This is a genomic window from Actinoplanes sp. NPDC051411, from assembly GCF_040682075.1.
In the GTDB taxonomy this organism is placed as follows: Bacteria; Actinomycetota; Actinomycetes; order Mycobacteriales; family Micromonosporaceae; genus Actinoplanes.
In genome coordinates, this window is the sequence record NZ_JBFBAD010000081.1 from 1 (window position 1) to 24,158 (window position 24,158).

Consider the following 24,158-nt stretch of genomic DNA (forward strand, 5'->3'; position numbering starts at 1 on the left):
GCGGTACGCGCCCAGTTCGTGCAGCAACAGCTCGACCAGGCCGTCGCCGAGCGTCAGGCCCGATCGCCGGGCCGGCTCCTCGATCGCCCGTCGCCGCGCAGGGCGGCGCCGAAGCGGGACGCCGCGACGGCCACGGCCGCGTCGCGGGCGGCCAGCGTTTCCTCCGAGGTCAGCGTGCGGTCGGGGGCGCGGAAGGTCAGCTTGTACGCCAGGGACTTCTTGCCGGCGCCGACCTGGTCGGATTCGTAGACGTCGAACAGCGAAACCGACTCGAGCAGCTCCCCCGCGCCCTCGGCCAGCGCCGACTCGACCGACGCGGCCGGGACCGCGCGGTCGAGGACCAGCGCCACGTCGATCAGCGCCGGCGGGAACGTGGAGATCCGCTTGGCCTGGACCACCGGGGCGGCCGGGACCGCGTCGAGCGAGATCTCCATCGCGCAGGTGCGCTTGGGCAGTTCGAGCGCCGAGACCACCGCCGGGTGCAGTTCGCCCGCGAAGCCGACGATCACGCCGTCGACCGCGACGGCCGCGCACCGGCCCGGGTGCCAGGGGGACTTCTCGGCCGCCGCGAGGGTGACCCGGGCGGCGTCCATGCCGGCCGCGGCGAGCGCGATGCGGGCCGCCTCGATCGCGTCGGCCCAGCCGGCCGGGCGCCCGTCGCCCCACCAGCCGGACGGCTCGATCTCGCCGGTCAGCGCCACCGCCAGGTGCCACGGCTGCTCGGGGACGATCGCGTTGGCCGCCGCCCACTCCTCGTCGGTGGGCCGCCGGTCGACGCCGAGCATCGGCGGCGCGGTGGTCACCAGGTGGGGCAGGAAGACCGTGCCGATCTCGAACAGCGCCAGGTCGCGCTTGCCGCGGCCCAGGTTGCGCTTGACCGTGGCGAGCAGCGGCGGCAGCAGCGAGGTGCGCAGCAGCGGTTCCTCTTCGGACAGCGGGTTGGAGAGCCGCACCGCGCTGCGCCGCGGGTCGTCGGCCGGGTAGCCGAGCTGGTCGGCGGTGCCGGGCGTGACGAACGGGTAGGAAAGGACTTCGACGTATCCGTTTTCGGCCATCGCCCGGCCGACCGTGCGCCGGCGCCGCTGCGCCGGGGTGGCGCCCTGGCCGCCGCGGGCCGGGGGCAGCACGCTCGGGATGTCGTTGTAGCCGCCGAGCCGGGCGACCTCCTCGACCAGGTCGATCGGGGCGAGCAGGTCGGGCCGCCAGGACGGCGGGGTGACCTCGAGCGGCGTCGAGCCGGCGACCCGGCAGCCGACCTGGCCGAGCAGGTCGGTGACCCGGTCGGCCGGGTAGGGCAGGCCGATCCGCTGGGCCGGCAGGGCCGGATCGAGAAGGATCTTGGGAGAAGAAAGAACGTGGTCGATGTCGAGGATCCGCTCGTCGACCGTGCCGCCGGCGTGCGCGGTCAGGATCTGCACCGCCCGCTCCAGCGCCGCCAGGGCGATCGTCGGGTCGACGCCGCGCTCCCAGCGCTTGGCCGCCTCGCTGAACAGCTTGTGCCGGCGGGCCGTGCGGCCGACCATCACCGGGTCCCAGTGGGCAGCCTCGAGGAGCACGTCGACCGTCCCCGGGTGCCACTCGCTGGTCTCGCCGCCCATGACCGCGGCGAGCGAGATCGGCCCGGTGTCGTCGCAGATCACCATGTCCTCGGCGTCGAGCGCGCGGGCCACGCCGTCGAGGGTGGTCAGCTTCTCGCCCGGCCGGGCCCGCCGCACGATCAGGCCGCCGGAGAGACGGTCGAGGTCGAAGACGTGCATCGGCTGGCCGAGCTCGAGCATCAGGTAGTTGGTGATGTCGACCGGCAGCGAGATCGTCCGGATGCCGGCCGCGGTCAGGCGGCGCTTCATCCAATCCGGCGAGGGGGCCTTCGGGTCGATGCCGCGCACCACCCGGGCCGCGAACCGGTCACAGCCCACGGTGTCTTCGACGGTGACCGGGTGCGGAGCCTCGGCGGTCGCTCCGGGCGCATCGATGAGCGCCGGGTCCGTGTACGCGGCGGCGAACGCATGAGAGAGCTCGCGCGCCATGCCCCGCAGGCTCATCTGGTAGCCCCGGTCGGGGGTGATCTCGACCTCGACCAGCACGTCGTCGAGCCCGACCACCGGCCGGGCGTCGTCGCCGGGCGCGGCCACCCCGGCCGGCAGCACCACGATGCCGTCGTGGTCGTCGCCCAGCCCCAGCTCGCGGGCCGAGCAGATCATGCCGTTGGAGTTGCGCCCGTACGTCTTGCGGGCCCCGATCTTGAACCCGCCGGGCAGTTCGCCGCCCGGCATGATCACCACGACCAGGTCGCCCTCGACGAAGTTGCGGGCACCGCAGACGATCTCCTGCGGGGTGGCGTTGCCGACGTCGACCTGGCAGAAGCGGATCGGCTTCTTGAAGCCGGTCAGCTCCTCGATGGTCAGCACCTTGCCGACCAGCAGGTCGCCCTTGACCGTGGCGGCCTGGTCGACGATCGACTCGACCTCGAGGCCGAGATTGGTCAGCGCGTCGTCGAGCTGCTCGGCCGTCAGCGACGACGGCAACTCGACGTAGTCGCGAAGCCACGACAGTGACGTCTTCATCGCGCTCAGACCTCCATGCCGAAGTTCGTGGTGAACCGGACGTCACCCTCGACGAAGTCGCGCATGTCGCGCACCCCGTTGCGGAACATCAGGGTGCGATCGACGCCCATGCCGAACGCGAAGCCCGAATAGCGGTCGGGGTCGATGCCGCAGGCGACCAGCACCCGCGGGTTGACCATGCCGCAACCGCCCCACTCGACCCAGCGCGGCCCGTCGCGGTGCTGCGCGAACCAGACGTCGAACTCGCCCGACGGCTCGGTGAACGGGAAGTAGTGCGGGCGCCAGCGGGTGCGCGCGTCGGGCCCGAACATCGCCTTGGCGAAGTGGTCGAGGGTGCCGCGCAGGTGGGCCATCGTGATGCCCTCGTCGATGACCAGGCCCTCGATCTGGTGGAACACCGGGCTGTGGGTCGCGTCGAGCTCGTCGGAGCGGTAGGTGCGGCCCGGGCTGACCACATAGATCGGGGGCTGCCGGGTGAGCATGGTGCGCACCTGGCCGGGCGACGTGTGCGTACGCATCACCAGGCCGGGCAGGTCCACATAGAAGGTGTCCATCGTGCCGCGGACCGGGTTGTCCGGGCCGATGTTGAGCGCGTCGAAGTTGGCCCACTCGAGGTCGAGCTCGGGACCCTCCACGATGTCGTAGCCCATGCCGGCGAACAGGTCGCCCATGTGCTCCATCAGCGTGGTCAGCGGGTGCCGCGCGCCGCGGGGGCGGCGGTTCCACGGGAGGGTGACATCGACCCGCTCCTCGACCAGGACCTTCGCCGCCCGCTCGATCTCGAGCTCCTGCTGGCGCGAGTCGAACGCGCCCTGGATGGACTGGCGGGCCAGGTTGACACGCTTGCCGGCGTCGGACTTGGCGGCCGGCGGCAGCGAGCCGATCTCACGCCGGGCCAGCGACACCGGGGATCGGTCGCCCAGGTGGGCGGGTTTCAGGGCGCCGAGCGCGTCGAGGTCGGACGCGGCGTCGAACGCCGAGCGCGCCTCGGTCACGGCGGCCTCGAGCGCGGCCGGGTCGAGCAGGGCGGCCTGCTTCGGGTCATATGGATCGTTGCGGTAGGACATGGACTCCCTCACACCGTTATGCCACGGGCAGTGTACGGACGCGCGACTGGGCCGCAGCCCGCCGGTCAGGGAGTTTGGGGGTTCAGACGGCCCTCAGCCCGCGACCAGCGGGCTGACTAAAGAGCAACTGGGAACCCGGCACGGCGCCATCTTACCCAATCACTCGGTGACGGCGACGACGATCCCGGAGTGGGCCGGGATGGGCGAGTCCATCGCGGTCAGTTCGACGCCCGCCTGCTCGAGAGGGATCACGTTGCCGACCAGCCGCTGCGGCTTGAGCCGGCCGTCGGCGACCAGTTCGAGCATCGCCGGGTAGTCGGCGGCGGCCATCCCGTGCGAGCCGACGACCTGTAACTCCCGCGCGACGACGAGGTCCCACGGCAGCGGCGCCTGCGCGTCGGCGCCGAGCATCAGGCCGACCTGCACGTGCCGGCCGCCCCGGCGCAGGCTGCGCACCGAGGCCAGCGCGGTCGCGGCCGAGCCGTACGCGTCGATCGCCACGTCCGCCTCGTCGACCACCTCGTGCACGATGATCGCGCCGAGCGAGGCGGCCATCGCGTTGGCGGCCGGGGACGGATCGACCGCCGCCACCCGGTGGCCGAGCGCGACCGCGACCATGATGGCCGACAGCCCGACGCCGCCCGCCCCGAAGACCGCGACCACCGCGTCAGGATGCAGCGGCCCGTGCCCGGTGAGCGCCCGGAACGCGGTCGCGAACCGGCAGCCGAGCGCGGCCGCGCCGACGAAGTCGAGGGCGTCGGGCAGCCGGACCAGGTTGGTGTCGGCCGCCCGCACGACGACCCGCTCGGCGAACGAACCCCAGTGGGTGAAGCCGGGCTGGGTCTGATCGGGGCAGACCTGGGCCCGCCCGGACCGGCACCACTCGCAGTGCCCGCACCCGTTGACGAAGGGCGCGGTCACGCGCTCGCCCGGCACGAACCCGGTGACCTGCTCGCCGACCTGCGCGACCACGCCGGCGAACTCGTGGCCGGGCACGTGCGGCAGGCGCACCGGGTCGTGCCCGCGCCAGGCGTGCCAGTCCGACCGGCAGACCCCGGTCGCCTTGACCTCGACGATCGCGCCGTCGGGCGGGCAGACCGGGTCGGCGACCTCGCGCAGCAGCGGCAGCGTGCCGGTGCGGTCGTAGACGATCGCCCTCATTGCCGCTGGGCCCGCGCCGACGCGTAGAGGCAGACCGCCGCCGCCGCGGCCAGGTTGAGACTCTCCGCCCCGCCGTAGATCGGCACCCGCACCCGCCGGTCGGCCGCCTCGAGCAGGGACTCCGGCAGGCCGTGCGCCTCCGAGCCGAACAGCCAGGCGGTCGGTGCACCGAGTGCACCGTCGTCGAGCAGGGAGTCGAGATCGTCGGCGCCGGAGCCGGTGGTGGCGAGAACCTGCAGACCCGATGTGCGGAGATCGTCGACGACGGCCAAGGGGGAACGGATCACCTCAACATGAAACAACGAGCCGGCCGACGCGCGGACGCATTTGCCGTTGTACGGGTCGACCGCGTCACCGGCGAAGATCACCGCGCTCGCGCCCGCCGCGTCGGCCGTCCGCAGGATGGTGCCGGCGTTGCCCGGATCGCGCACCTCGGCGACCACCGCGACCAAGCGTGGTCGCTTGGCCAGGGCGTCACTCAGCGGCACGTCGAGTTGCTCACAGACCGCGACGAGGCCCTGCGGCTGCACGGTCTCGGCGAGCACCGCCATCGCCTCCTCGGTCACCACCGAGGCGGCCGGAGTCTGGGTCGTCAGATCGGCGTACCGCTGGAAAGCCGCCGCGGTGGCGAAAAGCTCGACCACCGCTCCGGCGCTCAGCGCCTCGCGAACGGCCTGCGGCCCTTCGGCGAGAAATCGGCCGGTCTGATCGCGATCCTTGCGGCGCTGCAGGCGCCGGGCAGCGACAACCCGGGGGGTACGCGGCGTGAAAGTCACTGCTTCTCCCAAAGCGAAGCGCCTCCCGAGATCCTCGGGAGGCGCTACAGGTGATGCGCGATCAGGCAGCCTGCGCGGCCGCGCCGCCGGTGCCCTCGGCCGCGACGGCAGCCCGCGCGACCTCGACGATCGCCGCGAAAGAGGCGGCGTCGTTGACGGCCATGTCGGCCAGGATCTTGCGGTCCACCTCGATCTCGGCCAGCTTCAGGCCCTGGATGAGGCGGTTGTACGTCATGCCGTTCGCGCGAGCGGCGGCGTTGATGCGGGTGATCCACAGCTGGCGGAAGTCGCCCTTGCGGTCACGACGGTCGCGGTACGCGTACTGCATCGAGTGCAGTACCTGCTCCTTGGCCTTGCGGTACAGGCGCGAGCGCTGGCCGCGGTACCCGCTGGCGGTCTCCAGCAGGGTGCGGCGCTTCTTCTGAGCGTTGACAGAACGCTTGACGCGTGCCATTTCGGTACTCCTTACAGGGTTACGAGTGTGGCGCGCGCGTCAGCGGCCCAGCAGCTTCTTGACTCGCCTGGTGTCGGCCTTGGCGACGACGACCGTACCGGTCATCCGGCGGGTGACGTGAGAGGACTTGCTCTCCATGCGGTGGCGCTTGCCGACCTGCTCGGTGAGGAGCTTGCCCTTGCCAGTCACCTTCACCCGCTTGCCCGTACCGGTGTGGGGCTTGAACTTCGGCACTGAAAGCCTCTTTCTGATCTTTCCGTCCGGCCGGGGACCGGACGGAAAAGCTGACTACTCTGCGATGGTCTCGGCGACCTCGGCGACCGGCTGCTCGGCGCCGTCCGCCTCGCCCTCGGCCTCGCGGGGCTCCCGCGGCGGTCGCGCGTTCGCCGCGATCGTGGCGGCCGCGGCCGCCTTCGTCGCCCGGTGAGGGGCGAGCACCATGATCATGTTTCGGCCGTCCTGCTTGGGACTGGCCTCGACGAAACCGAGCTCCGAGATCTCCTCGCTGAGCCGGCGCAGGAGCCGGAAACCCAGCTCGGGGCGGCTCTGCTCGCGACCGCGGAACATGATCGTCACCTTGACCTTGTCGCCCGCCTTGAGGAACCGCACCACGTGACCCTTTTTGGTCTCGTAGTCGTGCGGGTCGATCTTCGGGCGAAGCTTCATTTCCTTGATGACGGTCTGCTGCTGGTTGCGCCGTGCTTCGCGGGCCTTGAGCGCGCTCTCGTACTTGAACTTGCCGAAGTCCATGAGCTTGCACACCGGCGGCCGCGCCATGGGAGCAACCTCGACCAGGTCCAGGTCGACGTCCGCGGCCAGTTGAAGAGCGCGCTCGAGCGGCACGATGCCGACCTGCTCACCCTCCGGACCGACCAGGCGGACCTCACGAGCCCGGATCTGTTCGTTCACGCGTGGTTCGACGCTGATGGGGCCTCCTCAGAACGTACTTTTCTGCGCTTCCACAGCTCGTGCCGCGGACAAGCGCTGCCAATGTCGGTCGGCCCTGGGACCCCGAGAAAACGCCTCGGGTCACCCGGGAAAGCAGAAGGCCCCGGTGCGCGCCGCCTGAGGGTCTGAAACCTCAGTAGCGCATGCCGGGGCCCGCTCGACCGGTCATCGGCGCCCTGAAGGGACGCTCCCACGGCCTCGAGTATTCCCGGAGGAACACCGTTCCCGAAGGAACACCGAGGACCGCATGACCGGACCCGGCCGTCTTGTTGACGTCGGGTGGGAACCAGCGGGCTCCTCTTTCGCGCCCGCGAACCTGACTAGAGCTAACCAGAAAGGCACGCAGACGTGGTCGACTGCGAGCCAGTCTATCAGGCGTTGACGGACGCCTTGTGCAGGGCCCGCAAGGTGCGCACACCCTCGACCGCGTAGTCCTTGTCGGCCGCCTGCAGGGCGTGGATCGAGACCTGCTCCTCGTCGTAGAGGTCGAGCTGGGCCCAGGGCGAGTTGCGGTCGAAACGCACCGCCCGCACCACCGACCAGGGCAGTTCGTAACCACCCACCACGTTGCGGATCTTGATGCCCTCGGCGTCGGCGCTCACCTTGGGCCGGCAGAAGGTCAGGATGCCGAGGCCGATCAGGATGCCGAGGCCGATCATCGCGGTCTGGTCGCCCCGCTCGAACCGGCCCGAGTCGTCGAACCCGGCCGAGCCGTGCAGGCCGAAGCTGATCACGGTGAAGAGCACGACCACACCGGCCGCGGCCACACCGGCCACCCAACGGATCTTGTGCGGCCGGTAGGTCGCCGTCTTCTCGTCCACGACCCTCAGGCTACAACCGCCTTCGGATCACCTCGCCCACCACCCACGACAGGCCCTAAAGCCGACAGTTCGCAATGTCGGTGACCAGGATGGCCCGGGCGCCGATCTCGTACAGGTCGTCCATCGTGCGGTGCACCTCGGCCCGGCGGACCATCGCCTGCACGGCCACCCAGCCCTCGCGGTGCAGCGGCGAGACGGTCGGCGACTCGATGCCCGGAGTCAGCGAGGTCGCCGTCTCCATCAGGTCGGCCCGGACGTCGTAGGCCAGCATCACGTAGCTGCGGGCGACCAGCACGCCCTGCAGGCGGCGGATCAACTGGGCGACGCTGGTGGCGCCGCCGGCCTCGGAACCGGTGAGCTCGGGCCCGATCAGGATCGCCGAGGACACCAGGATCGGGTCGCCCACCGTGACCAGGCCGGCCTGACGCAGCGTGGCGCCGGTCTCGACCACGTCGGCGATCAGGTCGGCGACCCCGAGGCGTACGGCATTTTCGACCGCGCCGTCGAGGCGCACGACCTCGGCCTTGATGTCGTGATCGTCGAGGTACCGCTTGACCACGCCGGGATAGGCGGTGGCGATGCGACGGCCGCCGATCTCGTCGGTGCTCGACATCTTGCCGGCCGGGGCGGCCCACCGGAACGTGGCGCCGCCGAAATTGAGGTCGAGCATTTCCTGGGCCGGCACGCCGGAGTCGACCAGCAGGTCGCGGCCGGTGATGCCGAGGTCGAGGTCACCCGAGGCGACGTAGGTCGCGATGTCACGGGGTCGCAGGTAGAAGAACTGGACCCCGTTGGCCTCGTCGTTGCAGAGGAGGTCCTTGGGGTCGGTGCGCTGGCGGTAGCCAGCGTCCTTCAGCATCTGCGAGGCGGGCTGGGACAGCGTCCCCTTGTTGGGGACCGCGATGCGCAGCATCAGACGTGCTCCTTCTTCTCGAGTCATGGCCTGCCGAGGTGAGAAACGCACGTCACAGATGTCGATAGACGTCCTGGAGATCGAGACCCGTGGCGATCATGAGAACCTGGGCCTGGTAGAGCAGCTGGGAGATCTCCTCGGCGGCCCGCTCGGGCCCCTCGTGTTCCGCGGCCATCCACGACTCGGCCGCCTCCTCGACGACCTTCTTACCGATGAAGTGGACCCCCCGCTCCAGCGCCGCCACGGTCGACGATCCCGGGGGTTTGTCGGCCGCCTTCGTCTGCAACTCGGCGAACAGCTCTTCGAACGTCTTCACGGAGAGCCATTGTGGCAACTCATCACGGGATGACGACGAACGGCCCCAGCAGGTGGGACGTGCCCTAGGCTCCCGTTCATGGTCAGCCGAAACACCCTCATCTCAGCCGGCGCGACGGCGCTGCTGCTGACGGCGGCGGCGGGCTGCGCGCCCGCCGACGACACCCCCTCGGCCGGCGCGTCCGCATCCTCCTCAGCGGACGTCTGCCCTGCTGGCGCGCTTGGAACCAAGACCGCTGGCAAGATCACGATCGGCACCGACACCCCGGCCTACGAGCCGTGGTTCAGTGACAACAAGCCGAGCAACGGCAAGGGCTTCGAGAGCGCCGTGGCCTACCAGGTGGCCGAGCGCCTGGGCTACCCGGCCGGAAACGTGACCTGGGTCTCTGTGACCTTCAACAACGCCATCGCCCCTGGTCCGAAGGCTTTCGACTTCGACATCAACGAGTTCTCGGTGACACCCGAACGGCGTACCGCGGTCGACTTCTCCTCGCCCTACTACCTGGTGCGGCAGACCGTGATCACGACCAAGGGCTCCAAAATCTCCAACGCGAAGTCGATCGCCGAGCTCAAGACCGCGAAGCTCGGCGCCCAGGTCGGCACCACCAGCTATCAGGCCATCACCGACCTGATCAAGCCGAACGGCCGGCCCCAGGTCTTCAACAACAACGACGACGCCCTGGCCGCCCTGAAGAACCGTACGGTCGACGGCATCGTGGTCGACCTGCCGACCGCGTTCTACATGACCGGCGCCCAGCTCGACAACGGCGTGATCGTCGGCCAGCTGCCGCAGATCGGCGTGCCCGAGCAGTTCGGCCTGGTGCTCGACAAGGATTCCCCGCTCACCGGCTGCGTCAGCAAGGCCGTCGACACCCTGCGCAACGACGGCACCCTGGCCGTGCTGGAGAAGACCTGGCTGGCCGGCACCGGCGGAGCCCCCGAACTCCAGTGAGCACCGGCACTCACCGGCCCAGCGCCTACCAACCCAGCGAGATCCAGCTCGGGCGGGCCGCCTACCGGCAACGGCAGACGGTCCGCTCGGTGCTGATCGCGGCCTTCTCGACGCTCGTGGTCGGCGTCGCGATCTACCTCGGCATCACCGGCTCGCCGGGCTGGGACCGGGTCCGCACGTCGTTCTTCAGCTGGAGCGTCGCCAAGGCGTCGTTCGTGCCGGTGCTCGAGGGACTCTGGCTCAACATCCGGATGCTCGTCGTCTGCGCCGCGCTGGCCCTCGTGCTCGGACTGGTCATCGCGGTGCTGCGCACGCTCCGGGGACCGGTCTTCTTCCCGGTGCGGGCGCTGGCGACGACCTACACGTACGCGTTCCGGGGCATCCCGCTGATCATCGTGATCTACCTGTTCGCGTTCGGGGTGCCCGGGCTGCGGCTGCAGGGCACGCCCAACGTGTACATCCTCGGCGGCGCGGCGCTCGTGGTCACCTACGGCGCCTACCTGGCCGAGGTGTTCCGGGCCGGCATCGAGTCGGTGCACCCGAGCCAGCTGGCGGCGGCCCGGTCGCTCGGCCTCACCTACCGGCAGACCATGCGCCACGTGGTGCTGCCGCAGGCGATCCGCCGGGTCGCCCCGCCGCTGCTCAACGACACCGTGGCGCTGCAGAAGGACGTCGGCCTGGTCTCCCTGGCCGGGCCGGTCGATGCGGTACGCGCGGCCCAGATCGCCACCGCCGAACACTTCAACTACACGCCCTACATCGTGGCCGCCGTGCTGTTCGTGCTGCTGGCGCTGCCACTGATCGCGATCACCGACGCGGTCACGCTCCGGGCGGCCCGCCGCCAGAACGCGGGGGCCTGAATGCTGCAGACCGCACACGTCCGCAAGGTCTTCGGCTCGTCGGTGGTGCTCGACGACCTGTCGCTCGACGTCGGCGAGCACGAGGTGGTGGCCCTGATCGGCGCCTCCGGCTCGGGCAAGTCGACGCTGCTGCGCTGCATCAACCTGCTGACCGAGATCGACGACGGCACGATCACGCTGGACGGCGAGGACATCACCGACCCCCGGGTCGACCCCGATCTCGTACGCCGGAAGATCGGGCTGGTCTTCCAGTCGTACAACCTGTTCCCGCACATGACGGTGCTCGACAACATCACGCTCGCGCCCACCCGCGTACACCAGAAGAGCGCGAGCGAAGCGCGAGCCCAGGCCCGGGAATGGTTGTCCCGGGTCGGCCTGGCCGACAAGGCCGGCAGCTACCCGGACCGGCTCTCCGGCGGCCAGCAGCAGCGTGTCGCGATCGTGCGGGCGCTGGTCAACAGCCCGCGGCTGCTGCTGCTCGACGAGGTCACGTCGGCGCTCGACCCGGAGCTGGTCGGCGAGGTGCTCACGATGATCCGCGACCTCAAGAGCGACGGCATGACGATGGTGCTGGCCACCCACGAGATGGGCTTCGCCCGCCAGGTCGCCGACCGGGTCGCCTTCCTGGACGCCGGCCGCGTGCTCGAGCAGGGCCCGCCCGGGCAGGTGCTCGGCGACCCGGTGGAGGCGCGCACCCGCCAGTTCCTGGCCCGCATCATCGAGGCCGGCCGCCTGTAATCAGGCCGGCCGGGCGGATGCCTTCCGGCAATCCGGCCGACCGGCCCGCGCGGAATCCGCTCCCCCGCGCCACCCGGCAACCAGGCCCCACCCCACGAGAGATCCCGGACCGGCCGCCCTTCGGCCACCGGGCCCGTCCCCCCGCGACGCTGCCGCCCGACCGCCGACCGACGTGCGAAAACCAGGGTTCCGCAGCTCAGTCGTTGACCCCGCGCAGTGCGAGCGCCGCGTCGAGCACGGCGACAGCGGTCGCCCAGCCCTTGTCCTCGATCGAATCCTCCAGGCCCGCGCGGTCGCGGGCCTGGCCGAGACTGTGCACCGTCAGCACGCCGTGGCCGACCGGGGTGCTCTCGTCGAGCGCGACCCGGGTCAGGCCCGTGGTCACCGCCTCGCAGACGTACTCGAAGTGCTGGGTCTCGCCCTTGATCACGACGCCCAGCGCGACCACCGCGTCGCATTTGCGGGCGAGTGCCTGAGCGACGACCGGCAGTTCGACCGCGCCCGCCACCCGCGTGACGAGGACGTCGGTCACGCCGCACTCCTTGGCCGCGGCCTGAGCCCGCTCGATCATGTGATCGATCAGGTCGGCGTGCCACCGCGAGCCGACGATGCCGAGCCGCAGCCCGGACGCGTCGACGGTTTCCATGTGTGGATCACCGAAGCCGGCCATGTTTGCCCCCTTTGAAAGCAGTTTCGCGTTGAAGGCCGGAAAAATCAGCCCAACGCCTCGAACAGATGCCCCATCCGGTCCCGCTTGGTCCGCAGGTAGCGCACGTTCTCCGGATGTAACCGCACCGGCAGCGCCTCCCGGCCGAGCACGGTCAGGCCGTACCCCTCGAGCCCGGCCCGCTTGTCCGGGTTGTTGGTCAGCAGCCGCATCGACCGCACGCCCAGGTCGTACAGGATCTGCGCGCCCGTGCCGTAGTCGCGGGCGTCGGCCGGCAGGCCCAGCTCGAGGTTCGCGTCGACCGTGTCGAAGCCGCGGTCCTGCAGCTGGTAGGCCTGCAGCTTGTGCAGCAGGCCGATCCCCCGGCCCTCGTGCCCGCGCATGTAGAGCACGACGCCCCGGCCCTCCGAAGCGACCCGGGAAAGGGCCGCGTCGAGCTGCGGGCCGCAGTCGCAGCGCCGCGAACCGAAGACGTCCCCGGTCAGGCACTCCGAATGCACCCGCACCAGCACGTCCTCGCCGTCGCCGACCTCGCCGAAGACCAGCGCGACGTGCTCGCCGCCGTCCACCTCGGCGCGGTAGCCGACCGCGGCGAACTCGCCGTGCTCGGTCGGCAGCCGGGTCTCGACGACCCGCTCGACCTGCTTCTCAGTGCGACGCCGGTAGGCGATCAGGTCGGCGATCGAGATCAGCACCAGGTCGTGCTCGACCGCGAACTTCTCCAGGTCGGGGCGGCGCTGCATGGTGCCGTCGTCGTTGACCATCTCGCAGAGCACACCGGCCGGACGCAGCCCGGCCATCACGGCCAGGTCGATGGCGGCCTCGGTGTGGCCGGCCCGGCGCAGCACGCCACCCGACTTGGCCCGCAGCGGCACCACGTGGCCGGGGCGAGACAGGTCGGTCGGCTGGGTGCCGGCCGAGGCCAGCAGGCGGATCGTGTGGGCCCGGTCGGCGGCCGAGATGCCGGTGGAGACGCCGCTGCGGGCGTCCACGGTCACCGCGTACGCCGTACCCCGCTGGTCCTGGTTGGTGTGGTACATCGGCGGCAGTTCGAGCCGGTCGGCCTCGCCCTCGGGCAGCGGCACGCAGATGTAGCCCGACGTGTAGCGGACCATGAACGCCACCAGCTCGGGCGTGGCCAGCTCGGCCGCGAAGATCAGATCGCCCTCGTTCTCGCGGTTCTCGTCGTCGACCACGATCACGGCGCGGCCCGCCTTGATGGCCTCGACCGCCTTCTCGATGTCCTCAAACATTGCGGGCCCCCAGCATCTTCTCGACGTACTTGGCGATGACATCGACCTCGAGGTTGACCGGGTCGCCGACCGCCTTGCTGCCGAGCACGGTCATCTTCAACGTCGTCGGGATGAGCCCGACACTGAACGATTCGTCGTCCACGGCCATGACCGTCAGCGAGACGCCGTCGACGGTGATCGATCCCTTTTCCACGACGTACTTCTGGTTTTCCGCAGGAAGGGAGAACCGCAGGACTTCCCATTCCCCAGCCGGCTCGCGGCTCTCCAGACGGCCGACGCCATCGACGTGCCCCTGCACCAGGTGGCCGCCCAGACGGCTGCCGGCCAGCGACGCCCGCTCGAGATTGACCTGGCTGCCGACCTTCAGCGCGCCGAGCGAGGAACGCCGCAGCGTCTCACCCATGACGTCGGCGGTGAAGACGCCGTTCTCGTTGTCGATCACGGTCAGGCAGACGCCGTTGACCGAGATCGAGTCGCCGTGCCGGGCGTCGGACGTGACCAGCGGGCCGCGGACGGCGATGACCGCCGAATCGCCGCCCCCGTCGATGAGGCTCGTGACCTCACCCAGCTCTTCCACGATGCCGGTGAACATGTTAGATGGCCATTCCTTCCGAATAAGGGTGGTGGGCGGGGTGGTCGGATGGCTTTTGTCGGAGCGATGCGGTGAAACGCAGGTCGGGGCCGATCTGCGTCAGGTCGGTGAGATCCAGCTCGATCGCCTCGGCGATCGTGGTGACGCCCGCGTCGAGCACGGCCGTCTTGCCGGCGCCGAGCAACTTCGGCGCGACGTAGCCGATCACCTGGTCGACCAGGCCCTCCTTCAGGAAGGCACCGGCGAGGGTCGGGCCGCCCTCGAGCAGGATCGATCGGATGCCCCGGCTGAACAGGGCGGCGAGCAGGGCGTTCAGGTCGACGCGGCCCTCCGGGCCGGCACCGATCTCGTCGGTGGTCACGATCCAGGTGGGGGCGGCGGCGTCGCGAACGCGCGCGCCGGCCGGCGTACGCCCGTGCGAGTCGACGACGACCCGCAGCGGTTGCTTGATCGCGAGCGTGCCGTCCTTCAGATATCGCACGGTGAGCTGCGGATCGTCGGCGAGCACCGTGCCGACACCGACCATGATCACGTCCATCGTGCTGCGCAGCGTGTGCACGTCGGTGCGGGCGGGGGCGGAAGTGATCCACTGGCTGGTGCCGTCCACGGCGGCCGAGCGGCCGTCCAGCGTGGCGGCATACTTCCAGGTCACGTAGGGGCGGCCGCGGCGTACGGCGGTCAGCCAGGCGATGTTGCCCTGCTCCGCCTCGTGCCGGCGTACCCCGGTCTCGACCTGGACCCCGGCCCCGCGCAGCGCGGCCGCGCCGCCGGCCGCGCGTGGCGTCGGGTCGTCGACCGCGATCACCACCCGCTTCACCCCGGCGCCGATCAGCGCCTGGGCGCACGGACCGGTGCGGCCGGTGTGATTGCAGGGTTCCAGGGTGACGATCGCGGTGCCGCCGCGGGCGAGCTCGCCGGCCTGGGCCAGCGCGACGATCTCGGCATGGGGGCCGCCGGCGTAGGCGTGGAAGCCCTCGCCGACGACTTCGCCCTCGGCGTCCAGCAGCAGGCAGCCGACCACCGGGTTGGGGCTGGTCGTGCCGAGGCCCCGGGCGGCCAGCGCGATCGCGCGGCGCATTGCCTCGTCCTCGGTCACCATGGCGCTTTTCCTCCTCGCGCGGTGCGGTCACGCGCTGAGGGCAAAGGAGGGAGAAAACGCCAGGAACAGGACACGGGGGTGCACTTGATGCACCCCGGACGTGGAGAGCCCACGGTCCTATCCCGCGCGCTGTCTCCCATCCGGACTGTCTGACCTGCTCCCGCAGATCAACCGTCGGCCCTGGATTTTCACCAGGTCCACCGTCCGTCAGCTTCGACGTCCGGGTCGCGGGCTTACCGATCTTACGATCGGATCACCGCCGGTTCGGAATTTCACCGAGTCCCGCCAGCGCGTGGTGGGTCACTGCAAAGTCTTACACGCCGCACCCCGGTGGCCGCCACCCCCGCGAGCGACGTCACATCACTCGTCGGTGTCGGAATCCGAGCGGCGGCGGTCGATCGCGACATATGACCCCGGCTGGGACTTGGCGACCTTTTTCATCTCGGAGGCGACCGCGATCACCACCCGGGGGTCGGTGAAGCGCCGGCCCTCGAACGTCGCCTGGGCGACGCCGATCGACAGGGTGACCAGGGCGGCCCGGTTCTTGTTGCCGCGCCGGTCGGGCACCTCGATGAAGCCCCGCTCGGCGTCGGCCGGGTCGTAGAGCTGGTCGGCCGCCTGCTCGAAGTCGGTGACCGTGCGCTGGGTCAGCGGCAGCACCTGCTCGGGCGCGCAGATGAAGACGAAGTCGTCGCCGCCGATGTGCCCGAGGAAGACCGACGGGTTCTTGATCGTCGCGACCGCCTTGTGCAGGCTGCGGGCCAGCGCGGTGATGAACTCGTCGCCCCGGTCGAAGCCGTAGACGTCGTTGACGCTCTTGAACCGGTCGATGTCGATGTAGCCGACCGAGTATTCGCCGCCCGCCTTCATCCGGTCGGCGACCTCCCGGCGGACCCGGGCGTTGCCGGGGAGGCCGGTCAGCGGCGAGACCTCGCGCATCTCCTTGTTGCGCCGCAGCGTGGCCGACACCCGGGCGATCAGCTCGGCGTTGTCGAACGGTTTGACCAGGTAGTCGTCGACGCCGGCGGTCAGGCCGACGACCTTGTCGACGGTCATGCCCTTGGCGGTCAGCATGATCACCGGGAGCGCGGAGGTCAGCTGCTCGGCCCGGAGCATCCGGGTCAGCGTGACGCCGTCCATGCGCGGCATCATCCAGTCGACGATCGCCAGGTCGGGCCGCCGCGTCTCCATGAGCTCGAGCGCCTCCTGGCCGTCCCGGGCGCGCATCACCTGGTAGCCGTGCATCTCGAGGTTGAACGCGACGAAGCCGGCGATGTCCGGGTCGTCGTCGACGATCATGATCAGGTCGGGACTCTCCTCGGGCTCGAGCCCCAGGTCGTCGACGTCGTGGCGGATGGCGCCGGTGCTCATCGGGCGGCCGCGGCCAGCGCCCGCAGCTTCTGCACCGCCTCGGCCGGGTCGCCGGCACCGTAGACCGCCGTGCCGGCCACGAACGCGTCAGCCCCGGCCGCCGCCGCCTGCTCGATCGTGTCGGCCGCGATGCCGCCGTCGACCTCGAGGCGCACCTCGAGATCTTTGGCCGTGATGCGCCGGCGCACGTCGCGCACCTTGTCGAGCATCTCGGGCATGAACTTCTGCCCGCCGAAGCCGGCCTTGATCGTCATGATCAGCACGGTGTCCACGTAGGGCAGGAGCTCGAGATAGGGCTCGACCGGGGTGTCGCGGTCGATCGCCAGCCCGGCCTTGGAACCGGCCGCCCGCAGCGTCTTGGCCAGCGCCACCGGCTCGTCGCACGCCTCGGCGTGGAAGGTGACGTTATAGGCGCCGGCCTCGGCGTAGCCCGGGGCCCAGCGCTCGGGTTCGGTGATCATCAGGTGCACGTCGAACGGGAGCGCCGTCGCTTTGCGCAGGCTCTGCACGACCGGCAGCCCGATGGTCAGATTGGGGACGAAGTGGTTGTCCATGACGTCCACGTGCACCCAGTCGGCGGCACCCTCGATGGCGTGCACCTCGTCGGCCAGCCGGGAGAAGTCAGCGGCCAGGATGCTCGGGGCGATGATCGGCGATGGCTCCACGGCAGAAATCGTATAGCCTCGCGCCGCCGCCGGGTCGCGGCTGCCGGTAGCTGTGGACAACCGCCGCGCTAGAGTGACCGCCCGCTCGGGTGTCTGGGGAGGCCAGCAATGCGACGGTGGGCCGCCACCCTAACCTGCACGTTCCTGCTGTTCACGGCCTCGGCCTGCGGCGGAGCCCCGAAGGGGATCGACGGCGATCTCACCGACGACTGGGCGCCGCCCGCTCCGGCGGCCCAGTTCCGCCCGGCCGCCGGCACCTGCCACGATGACCTGAGCCCGGAGGGCTCGCTCGACGACTACGCCCCGATCCCCTGCACCGCGGCCCACGTCGCCGAGTCCGCCGCGGTCGTCGACCTGCCCGGCGCCGAGGGCCCGAAAGACCGGGCGCGGAGCGCGGGCGACGCGTTCAACACGTGCAGCAGGCAAGCCGACGCCTTCCTCGGCGGCGACTGGCGCACCGGCTGGCTGCTCCTGCAACCGGTGCTGCCGAGTCCGGCCGCCTGGAACGGCGGCGCCCGGTGGGTCCGGTGCGATCTGGCCGAGGTGTCGCCGCTCGACGGCCGCGTGATCAACCGCAAGACCAGCCTCAAGGCCGGGCTGAAGGCGGGTGGCGGGCTGCGGATGACCTGCGCCAACCCCACCATCAAAGGCGAGCAGGTCACCGAGATGCACCCGGTGACCTGCTCGAAGTCCCACACGTCCGAGTTCGCCGGCCTCTTCACGACGACCGCGAAGACCTCCGGCGCCGTCTCCGAGAACCAGGTGGCGAAGGGCTGCGACGCGGCGATCGCCCGGTTCACCCGGATCCCCGACGACGGTTCGATCACCGCCCGGGTCGGCTGGCTCGGCTTCCCGCCCGACGACTCGTCATGGGCGGCCGGCGACCACTCGATCCGCTGCTTCCTCTGGCTCAACGGCGAGAAGATGACCGGCTCCTACCGCAACGCCGGCCCCGCCAAGTTGAAGATCCACTACACTAGCTGACCCGGGCGGCCAGATTCTCGTTGAACGTCACGGTGTCGTTGAGCCGCGGGAACGGTGTCTCGGGCACCGGCACCCCGAGGAACGAGCAGAGCGGCTCCCAGCCCTGGGCCACCTCGAAAACGAGCAGGCGGTCGGCCGGGATCTCGCGCCGCACCCGCGCGTTGTGCTCGAGGAAACGCTGGATCGTCGCCTCGCGGTCGGCGAACCGGCCGTCGAACGTGCCTTCCCACACCGTGGCGTCGACCATGCTGATCACATCCGGGTCCATCACCCCCGACTCCCGGCCGGCGTTGGCCGCCGCATAGATCGTCTTGTCGGCGCTCTCATACCACTTCTCGGGGTCGCGGACGGTCAGGATGACCTTGGCCGCCGGGTGGCGGTCGACCAGCTCGCGCCAGAAGTACGTCATGGGCCAGTCGACGGTGGCCCGGTAACCCTGGAGGGCGACGTCGAGACTGTCGACATCGCCCTCGGCGGCCTTACGGATGAGCGCTGATGTTTCTGGGTCCTGCAACAGAGGAACCATGTGCAGGCATGGTCCGAAGCCCAGTTGTTCGAGGGCGACCTTGAGGCTGAGTGTCCCGGTTCGTCCGAATCCTGCGCCAATGACATCCATGCCCTCTGTATACCCTGAGCATGTCGATCAAAGCGGTGAAGATTGCCGAATCAGGCCGTCCGGCGCAACACCGCCAGGAACATCGCGTCGGTGCCGTGACGGTGCGGCCACAGCTGCACGGTCGGGCCCGCCCCCAGGCCAGGCATGCCGGGCGGCAGCAGCGGACGCGCGTCCACGAAGTCGACCTCCACGCCGCTGCGCCGCGCCCCCTCGCTGACTGTGACTTGCGTCTCGACCATATGGGGTGAACACGTCACGTAAGCGACCACTCCTCCGGGACGAACCGCCCGCAGCGCCGCGACCAGCAACTCCCGCTGCAGCCGGGTCAGCGGCGGCAGATCGGCCGGTTGCCGGCGCCAGCGCGCCTCCGGCCGCCGGCGCAGCGAACCGAGCCCGGTGCAGGGCGCGTCGACCAGCACCCGGTCGAACGACTCCTCGGGCAGGTCGGGGTCGCGGCCGACCGAGCGGCCGTCCATCGGCAACACGGTCACCGGCATGCCCTCGGTGGCCTGCTCGACCAGCCGGGCCCGGTGCTCGGCCACCTCGACCGCGGTCACCTCGGCGCCGCGCAGGGCGGCGATCGAGCCGAGCAGGCCGGCCTTGCCGCCCGGGCCCGCGCACAGGTCGAGCCAGCGGGTGTCGCGCCCCTCCAGCGGGGCGGCCAGCATCGCCGCCGCGACCAGCTGCGAACCCTCGTCCTGCACGTGCGTACGGCCGTCGTGGATCGCCGCCAGCTCGCGCGGGGAGCCGCCGTTCAGATAGACCGCGTACGGCGAGAACGCCCCCGGCACCCCGTCGACCTCGTCGGCCAGCTCGACCGCGTCGACCCGCCCCGGACGGGCGCACAGGTGCACGGTCGCCGGCTGGTTGTCTTCGATCAGGAGCCGGGCGGTGTCCTCGAGGTCGCCGCCGAGCGCCTCGGCGAACGACCGGATGATCCACTGCGGGTGGTTGTGCAGCACCGACAGGTTGCCGACCGGGTCTTCCGCATAGGGCGGAGCCAGCCGCTCCAGCCACTCGTCGAGCGAGCGCTCGGTGATCGCCCGCATGACCGCGTTGGCGAACCCGGACGCCCCCGGCGCCACCGACCGCACCAGGTCGACCGTCTGGTTGACCGCGGCGTGCGCCGGTACCCGGGTGTAGAGCAGTTGATAGGCGCCCAGGCGCAGCGCGTCGCGGGCCGGCGGGTCGATGCGGGCCACGTCACGACCGGCCGCCTCGGCCACGATCAGGTCGAGAGTGCCGAGCGCGCGCAGCGTGCCGTAGGTCAGCTCGGTGGCGAAGGCGGCGTCCCGGCCCGACAGGTGCATCTCGCGCAGGATGTCGGACAGGACCAGGTTGGCGTACGCGTCGTCGCGGTGCACCGCCGCGATCGCCTCGTACGCCGCCTGGCGGGCCGGGTCGGACGGCGGGCGACCGGAACGCGGAGCCCGGCCCGCACGGTCGTCGCGGGCATAGCCCGGGCCGGAGGGACGGCGCGGCCGGCCCGATCCGTGCGGCCGGTCGGCTCGATGATCGTTCACTGGAGCTTCTCCCCCGGTTGGATGCGCAGGCCACGGGCCCAGTCGGTGGCGGGCATCGGCTTCTTGCCGGCCGCACGCACCTCGCCCAGCGCGACCGGCGTGGTCGCCGTGCCGACCAGCACCTGCGTCCGCTCGATCAACAGATCACCCGGAGCCAGCCCCGCCGCGTTCGCCACCGGCTTGACCGGGCCCAGCTTGAGCCGGTCGCCGCGCAGCGTCGTCCACGCGCCCGGCGCCGGCGTGCAGGCCCGGATGCGGCGGTCGACCGCGAACGCCGGATCGTCCCAGCGGACGCGCGCGTCGTCGATCGTGATCTTGGGCGCGAGCGTGACCCCGTCAGCCGGCTGCGGATGGGCCCGGGCCGTGCCGGCGTCGATCGCGTCGAGCACCGCCACGAGCAGCCCCGCCCCCTCCCCGGCCAGCCGTTCGAGCAGGTCACCGCTCGTATCGGCGGGCCGGATGTCCTCGGTCAGCGTGCCGTAGACCGGGCCGGTGTCGAGCCCCGCCTCGAGCTCGAAGACGCTGGCCCCGGTCACCTCGTCGCCGTGCAGCACCGCGTGCTGCACGGGCGCGGCGCCCCGCCAGGCCGGCAGCAGCGAGAAGTGCAGGTTGACCCAGCCGTGCCGCGGAATCTCCAGAGCACTCGGCGGCACCAGAGCGCCGTAGGCGACGACCGGCACGCAGTCGGGCGCCAGCTCGCGCAGCCGCTCCTGGAACTCGGGCTCCCGCGGCCTCTCCGGCGTGAGCACCTCGATGCCGTGCTCGTCGGCCCACGCCCCGGCGGGCGAACGCACCAGGTGGCGGCCCCGGCCGGCCGGGGCATCGGGCCGGGTCACGACCGCGAGCAGTTCGTGGCTCGACGCGGCGATCGCGTCGAGAGCGGGCAGGGCGACCGCGGGAGTGCCGGCGAAGACCAGACGCAACCCGCTCACCGCCCCACGCCGAAGATGCCCCGGCCGTGCGGGCTCTCCTTGATCAGCGGCGGCCGGTCGGCGTTGTACCACTCCGCGGCCCGGATCTGCTTCATCGCGTCCTTCCGGCTGGCCGAGTCGAGGCGGTCGAGGAACAGCACGCCGTCGAGGTGATCCGTCTCGTGCTGCACACAGCGGGCCATCAGCCCGGTGCCGACCAGTTGCAGCGGGTCGCCGTGCTCGGTGAAACCCTGCGCGACCACGTTCTGCCGGCGTTTGGTGTCGATGTAGATGCCCGGAATCGACAGGCAGCCCTCGGGGCCGTCCTGCTCCTCGTCGTCGGGGAACGACAACACCGGGTTGATGATGTGGCCGACCACGTCGTCGACGTCGAACGCGAACACCCGCAGACCGACGCCGAGCTGCGGGGCGGCGAGTCCGGCGCCGCCCTCGTCCTGCATCGTCTCGATCAGGTCCTTGACCAGGTTGCGCAGTTCCTTGTCGAAGTCGACGACGGGATCGGCGGGCGAGCGAAGCACCGGATCGCCGAAGAGACGGATGGGCTGGACGGTCACGCGGAGAGACTCCCTCATTCAAAGCAACAGCCAAGTCTACGTTTCTAGAACAGAGCGGCCGGGTCGACCTCTATGCGTACCGGCAGGGCCGCCTTCCGGGCGCTGCGCACCCCCGACGCCTCGTGCAAGGCGTGCGCCATCTCGGCGGCCCGCCCCCGATTCACCCGGACGAGCATCCGCTCCTGCTCATCGTCGGCCGGAACCGGCCCGAGCAACTCGGCGCCGTCCGGCAGCTTCGCCGCCGACAGAAGCTCGGCGACGGCCTCGGCCTTCCCGGTCACGCTCGCCATCCGTACGGCCGGGGGAAAGCCGAGTTCGCGCCGCTCAGCCAGCTCGCGGGCGGCGAACCACCCCGGATCCCACCGCAGGAGCGCCTGCACGGTCGCCAGTCCCCCGTCGGCGACCACGACGACTCGCCCGTCGGACCTCGCCAGCGCCGCCGCGTTGAGCCAGCGGCGCATCGTCTCCTCGGCCGCCCGCAGATCGGCCCGGGTCAGCAGCGCCCACGTGTCGAGCAGAAGCACCGCGCCATAGCCACCCTCGGCCGTAGGTTCGGCCCCCGGCGTGGCGACCACCACGGCCGCTTCGCCGGGCACGTGATCGAGGACCTCGTCCCGCCCCGAGGTCCGGATCGTCGCCCCGGGAAACGCCCGCCCCAGCTCCTCGGCGGTCCGCCGGGCCCCGGTCACCGAGGCCCGCAGCCGGCGGCTGCCGCAGTTCGGGCAGCTGTACGCGGCGGCCGCCCGGCCACACCAGTGACAGGTCGGAACGTCGCGGGCCCCCGCCAGGCCGAGCGACCCCGAACAGTGCGGACACCGCGCCGGAGTCCGGCACTCGGCGCAGGCGGTGTTCGGCAGATAACCCCGCCGCGGCACCTGCACCAGCACCGGAGTGTCATGCTGCAGCGCCTGCCGGGCCGCCTGCCAGGCCAGGCTGGGCAGCCGCGCGGTCGCCGCACCCGGATCGCGCGCCAGCTGAGGATCGTCGCCGGTCGGGGCGATCGCCGGCGACCGCAGCCGCAGCGTGTCCCGCGGGGCCGAGATCTCCTTCGCCCAGCCGGTCTCCAGCAGCAGCTGGGCCTCGCCCGTCCGCGCGAAACCGGCCACCAGCGCCGCACAGTCACTCAGCTGAGCCCGCGTGAGCAGCACCTCGCGCGCGTGCGGGTAGGGCGACCTCGGCTCGGCGTGCAGGTCGTCGCCGTCGTCCCAGATCACGACCAGGCCCAGCTTCGACGCCGGCGCCCACATGGCCGCCCGGGTGCCGACGACAACCGGCACCTGATGCCGGCTGGCCTGCAGAAACCTTCGATAGCGCTCGGCCGGCCCGAGGGCGGCGTTGAGCGCGACGTGCTGCCCGGAACCCAGCGCCTCGCCGAGCGCCCGGTCCATCCGGTCGAGATCCCGCGCGTCAGCCACGACGATCACGACCCCGCGCCCGGCCCGCACGGTCGCGGCGGCGGCCTCGGCGATCCGGCGGGCCCAGTCCTCCCCGGGCAGCGCACCCCAGACGGCCCGGAGCGCCCGCCCTTCCGAGAGCCCGCGCAGGAAGGCCGCCCCGGCGGTGTAGGCCCCCCAGCCCTCCCCGGGCGCGACTTCCACGGCGCCCTTTCTGCCGGACCCGCTCTCCGCCCCGATCTCGCGTTCGGTCTCCGGCCCGGTCTCGAGCTCGATCTCCGTCCCAGCCTCGATCTCCGGCCCAGCCTCGCGCTCGGCCTCCGGCCCAGTCTCCGGCCCAGCCTCGCGCTCGGCCTCCGGCCCAGTCTCCGGCCCAGCCTCGCGCTCGATCTCCCGCCCAGCCTCGGGCCTGGTCTCAGACTCGATCTCCGGCCCGGTGTCGAGCTCGGTTTCGTCCTCCCCGGTCGCGGGTTCTTGGTCGGCGGCGTTCGGCAGCGCCTTAGGCGCCTGCGTCTCCACCCGGGCGTGTCGCGGCGGCACGGCGAGCCGGAGCACGTCACAGAGATTTCCGGCGTAACGGTCGGCCACCGCCCGCGCGAGCCGGGCGACCTCCGGGTCGAGCACCTGCTCGGGCGAAACGATCTTCTCGAGGTAGGCGAGTTTGCCGGTGTGCGGCGAGCTCTCGACCCGCTCCAGCAGAAACCCGCCGACCAGCTGCCCGGCGAACCGCACCTTGACCCGCACGCCGGGCCGGGCGACTTGATCGTCGGCGGACTCGACCAGGTAGTCGAAGGGGCGATCCAGGTGCGCCAGGGGGACGTCGACGCACACTCGGGCGACCGGCAGCTGCTCGGCCGGTTCCCGATCTTTGCGCGCGCTCCTCGTCACCATCGGGCCAATCATGCCCGGCGGCTACGACACTTCCGCGCACCGGCGCCC

25 protein-coding genes and 1 riboswitch are annotated in these 24,158 nt (G+C 71.2%); of the genes, 4 read left to right on the forward strand and 21 right to left on the reverse strand.

Annotation, left to right across the window (positions count from 1 at the left end; genetic code table 11):
• Nucleotides 1–53 precede the first annotated feature (53 nt).
• From pheT to AB0M88_RS35050, 10 genes are all read right to left on the reverse strand, one after another.
• Nucleotides 54–2,564, reverse strand: a complete 2,511-nt coding sequence (gene pheT, locus AB0M88_RS35005; protein WP_364110093.1) for a phenylalanine--tRNA ligase subunit beta — start codon at nucleotides 2,562–2,564, stop codon at nucleotides 54–56.
• A 5-nt stretch (nucleotides 2,565–2,569) separates the two neighbouring features.
• Entirely contained in the window at nucleotides 2,570–3,631 is a 1,062-nt protein-coding gene (pheS, locus tag AB0M88_RS35010; RefSeq protein WP_364110132.1) for a phenylalanine--tRNA ligase subunit alpha, read from the reverse strand.
• A 159-nt stretch (nucleotides 3,632–3,790) separates the two neighbouring features.
• Nucleotides 3,791–4,792, reverse strand: coding sequence for an alcohol dehydrogenase catalytic domain-containing protein (locus AB0M88_RS35015; RefSeq protein WP_364110094.1), 1,002 nt, complete (start codon nucleotides 4,790–4,792; stop codon nucleotides 3,791–3,793).
• Nucleotides 4,789–5,568, reverse strand: a complete 780-nt coding sequence (locus tag AB0M88_RS35020) for an RNA methyltransferase (RefSeq protein WP_364110095.1) — start codon at nucleotides 5,566–5,568, stop codon at nucleotides 4,789–4,791. The genes AB0M88_RS35015 and AB0M88_RS35020 overlap by 4 nt, the downstream gene beginning before the upstream one ends.
• 61 nt (nucleotides 5,569–5,629) lie before the next feature.
• A complete protein-coding gene (rplT, locus tag AB0M88_RS35025) occupies nucleotides 5,630–6,022 on the reverse strand; it encodes a 50S ribosomal protein L20 (protein ID WP_364110096.1) in 393 nt (130 codons plus the stop codon).
• A 39-nt stretch (nucleotides 6,023–6,061) separates the two neighbouring features.
• Nucleotides 6,062–6,256: a 50S ribosomal protein L35 gene (gene rpmI / locus AB0M88_RS35030; RefSeq protein WP_364110097.1), complete on the reverse strand. Its 195-nt coding sequence runs from the start codon at nucleotides 6,254–6,256 to the stop codon at nucleotides 6,062–6,064.
• A 54-nt stretch (nucleotides 6,257–6,310) separates the two neighbouring features.
• The gene (gene infC / locus AB0M88_RS35035) at nucleotides 6,311–6,931 is read right to left on the reverse strand and encodes a translation initiation factor IF-3 (RefSeq protein WP_364110098.1); all 621 of its coding nucleotides are present in this window, start codon (nucleotides 6,929–6,931) and stop codon (nucleotides 6,311–6,313) included.
• A gap of 410 nt (nucleotides 6,932–7,341) precedes the next feature.
• A complete protein-coding gene (locus AB0M88_RS35040; RefSeq protein WP_364110133.1) occupies nucleotides 7,342–7,800 on the reverse strand; it encodes a PH domain-containing protein in 459 nt (152 codons plus the stop codon).
• 46 nt (nucleotides 7,801–7,846) lie between these two features.
• The gene (gene hisG / locus AB0M88_RS35045; protein WP_364110099.1) at nucleotides 7,847–8,704 is read right to left on the reverse strand and encodes an ATP phosphoribosyltransferase; all 858 of its coding nucleotides are present in this window, start codon (nucleotides 8,702–8,704) and stop codon (nucleotides 7,847–7,849) included.
• A 52-nt stretch (nucleotides 8,705–8,756) separates the two neighbouring features.
• Nucleotides 8,757–9,038 (reverse strand): phosphoribosyl-ATP diphosphatase, encoded by a 282-nt coding sequence (locus tag AB0M88_RS35050; protein ID WP_364110100.1) that lies wholly within the window; start codon nucleotides 9,036–9,038, stop codon nucleotides 8,757–8,759.
• 60 nt (nucleotides 9,039–9,098) lie between these two features.
• Here AB0M88_RS35050 and AB0M88_RS35055 point away from each other — a divergent pair, with 60 nt between their 5' ends.
• From AB0M88_RS35055 to AB0M88_RS35065, 3 genes are read left to right on the forward strand one after another with little or no spacing between them, the layout of a single operon-like run.
• On the forward strand, nucleotides 9,099–9,971 hold the full coding sequence (locus tag AB0M88_RS35055) for an ABC transporter substrate-binding protein (RefSeq protein WP_364110101.1): 873 nt from the start codon (nucleotides 9,099–9,101) through the stop codon (nucleotides 9,969–9,971).
• Nucleotides 9,968–10,831 carry an amino acid ABC transporter permease gene (locus AB0M88_RS35060; protein ID WP_364110102.1) on the forward strand — a complete coding sequence of 288 codons (864 nt, stop codon included), beginning with the start codon at nucleotides 9,968–9,970 and terminating at the stop codon, nucleotides 10,829–10,831. The genes AB0M88_RS35055 and AB0M88_RS35060 overlap by 4 nt, the downstream gene beginning before the upstream one ends.
• Complete coding sequence (locus AB0M88_RS35065; protein WP_364110103.1) at nucleotides 10,832–11,569, forward strand: amino acid ABC transporter ATP-binding protein; 738 nt, start codon at nucleotides 10,832–10,834, stop codon at nucleotides 11,567–11,569.
• A gap of 196 nt (nucleotides 11,570–11,765) precedes the next feature.
• Here the strand turns inward: AB0M88_RS35065 and ribH are convergent, their stop codons facing one another.
• The 6 genes from ribH to rpe all read right to left on the reverse strand — a co-directional run bounded on the left by ribH (nucleotide 11,766) and on the right by rpe (nucleotide 17,216).
• Nucleotides 11,766–12,239 (reverse strand): 6,7-dimethyl-8-ribityllumazine synthase, encoded by a 474-nt coding sequence (gene ribH, locus AB0M88_RS35070; protein WP_364110104.1) that lies wholly within the window; start codon nucleotides 12,237–12,239, stop codon nucleotides 11,766–11,768.
• A gap of 44 nt (nucleotides 12,240–12,283) precedes the next feature.
• Nucleotides 12,284–13,489 (reverse strand): bifunctional 3,4-dihydroxy-2-butanone-4-phosphate synthase/GTP cyclohydrolase II, encoded by a 1,206-nt coding sequence (locus AB0M88_RS35075; RefSeq protein ID WP_364110105.1) that lies wholly within the window; start codon nucleotides 13,487–13,489, stop codon nucleotides 12,284–12,286.
• Nucleotides 13,482–14,081: a riboflavin synthase gene (locus tag AB0M88_RS35080; RefSeq protein WP_364110106.1), complete on the reverse strand. Its 600-nt coding sequence runs from the start codon at nucleotides 14,079–14,081 to the stop codon at nucleotides 13,482–13,484. The genes AB0M88_RS35075 and AB0M88_RS35080 overlap by 8 nt, the downstream gene beginning before the upstream one ends.
• Before the next feature lies 1 nt (nucleotide 14,082).
• A complete protein-coding gene (gene ribD / locus AB0M88_RS35085) occupies nucleotides 14,083–15,180 on the reverse strand; it encodes a bifunctional diaminohydroxyphosphoribosylaminopyrimidine deaminase/5-amino-6-(5-phosphoribosylamino)uracil reductase RibD (protein WP_364110107.1) in 1,098 nt (365 codons plus the stop codon).
• Between the two features lie 124 nt (nucleotides 15,181–15,304).
• A riboswitch (FMN riboswitch) is annotated at nucleotides 15,305–15,474 on the reverse strand.
• Between the two features lie 66 nt (nucleotides 15,475–15,540).
• On the reverse strand, nucleotides 15,541–16,479 hold the full coding sequence (locus AB0M88_RS35090) for a response regulator (protein WP_364110134.1): 939 nt from the start codon (nucleotides 16,477–16,479) through the stop codon (nucleotides 15,541–15,543).
• 68 nt (nucleotides 16,480–16,547) lie between these two features.
• On the reverse strand, nucleotides 16,548–17,216 hold the full coding sequence (rpe, locus tag AB0M88_RS35095; protein ID WP_364110108.1) for a ribulose-phosphate 3-epimerase: 669 nt from the start codon (nucleotides 17,214–17,216) through the stop codon (nucleotides 16,548–16,550).
• Nucleotides 17,217–17,324: 108 nt separating this feature from the next.
• Here rpe and AB0M88_RS35100 point away from each other — a divergent pair, with 108 nt between their 5' ends.
• Nucleotides 17,325–18,200, forward strand: a complete 876-nt coding sequence (locus tag AB0M88_RS35100; protein WP_364110110.1) for a septum formation family protein — start codon at nucleotides 17,325–17,327, stop codon at nucleotides 18,198–18,200.
• Here the strand turns inward: AB0M88_RS35100 and AB0M88_RS35105 are convergent.
• The 5 genes from AB0M88_RS35105 to AB0M88_RS35125 are packed head-to-tail and all read right to left on the reverse strand — an operon-like array spanning nucleotide 18,193 to nucleotide 24,110.
• Nucleotides 18,193–18,816 carry a sulfotransferase family protein gene (locus tag AB0M88_RS35105; RefSeq protein ID WP_364110111.1) on the reverse strand — a complete coding sequence of 208 codons (624 nt, stop codon included), beginning with the start codon at nucleotides 18,814–18,816 and terminating at the stop codon, nucleotides 18,193–18,195. The genes AB0M88_RS35100 and AB0M88_RS35105 overlap by 8 nt on opposite strands.
• Before the next feature lie 50 nt (nucleotides 18,817–18,866).
• Complete coding sequence (locus AB0M88_RS35110; RefSeq protein ID WP_364110112.1) at nucleotides 18,867–20,339, reverse strand: transcription antitermination factor NusB; 1,473 nt, start codon at nucleotides 20,337–20,339, stop codon at nucleotides 18,867–18,869.
• Complete coding sequence (gene fmt, locus AB0M88_RS35115) at nucleotides 20,336–21,262, reverse strand: methionyl-tRNA formyltransferase (protein WP_364110135.1); 927 nt, start codon at nucleotides 21,260–21,262, stop codon at nucleotides 20,336–20,338. Before fmt ends, AB0M88_RS35110 begins: the two co-directional genes overlap by 4 nt.
• Before the next feature lie 5 nt (nucleotides 21,263–21,267).
• A complete protein-coding gene (gene def, locus AB0M88_RS35120) occupies nucleotides 21,268–21,825 on the reverse strand; it encodes a peptide deformylase (protein ID WP_364110113.1) in 558 nt (185 codons plus the stop codon).
• 44 nt (nucleotides 21,826–21,869) lie between these two features.
• Complete coding sequence (locus AB0M88_RS35125; RefSeq protein WP_364110114.1) at nucleotides 21,870–24,110, reverse strand: primosomal protein N'; 2,241 nt, start codon at nucleotides 24,108–24,110, stop codon at nucleotides 21,870–21,872.
• Nucleotides 24,111–24,158: the final 48 nt, after the last annotated feature.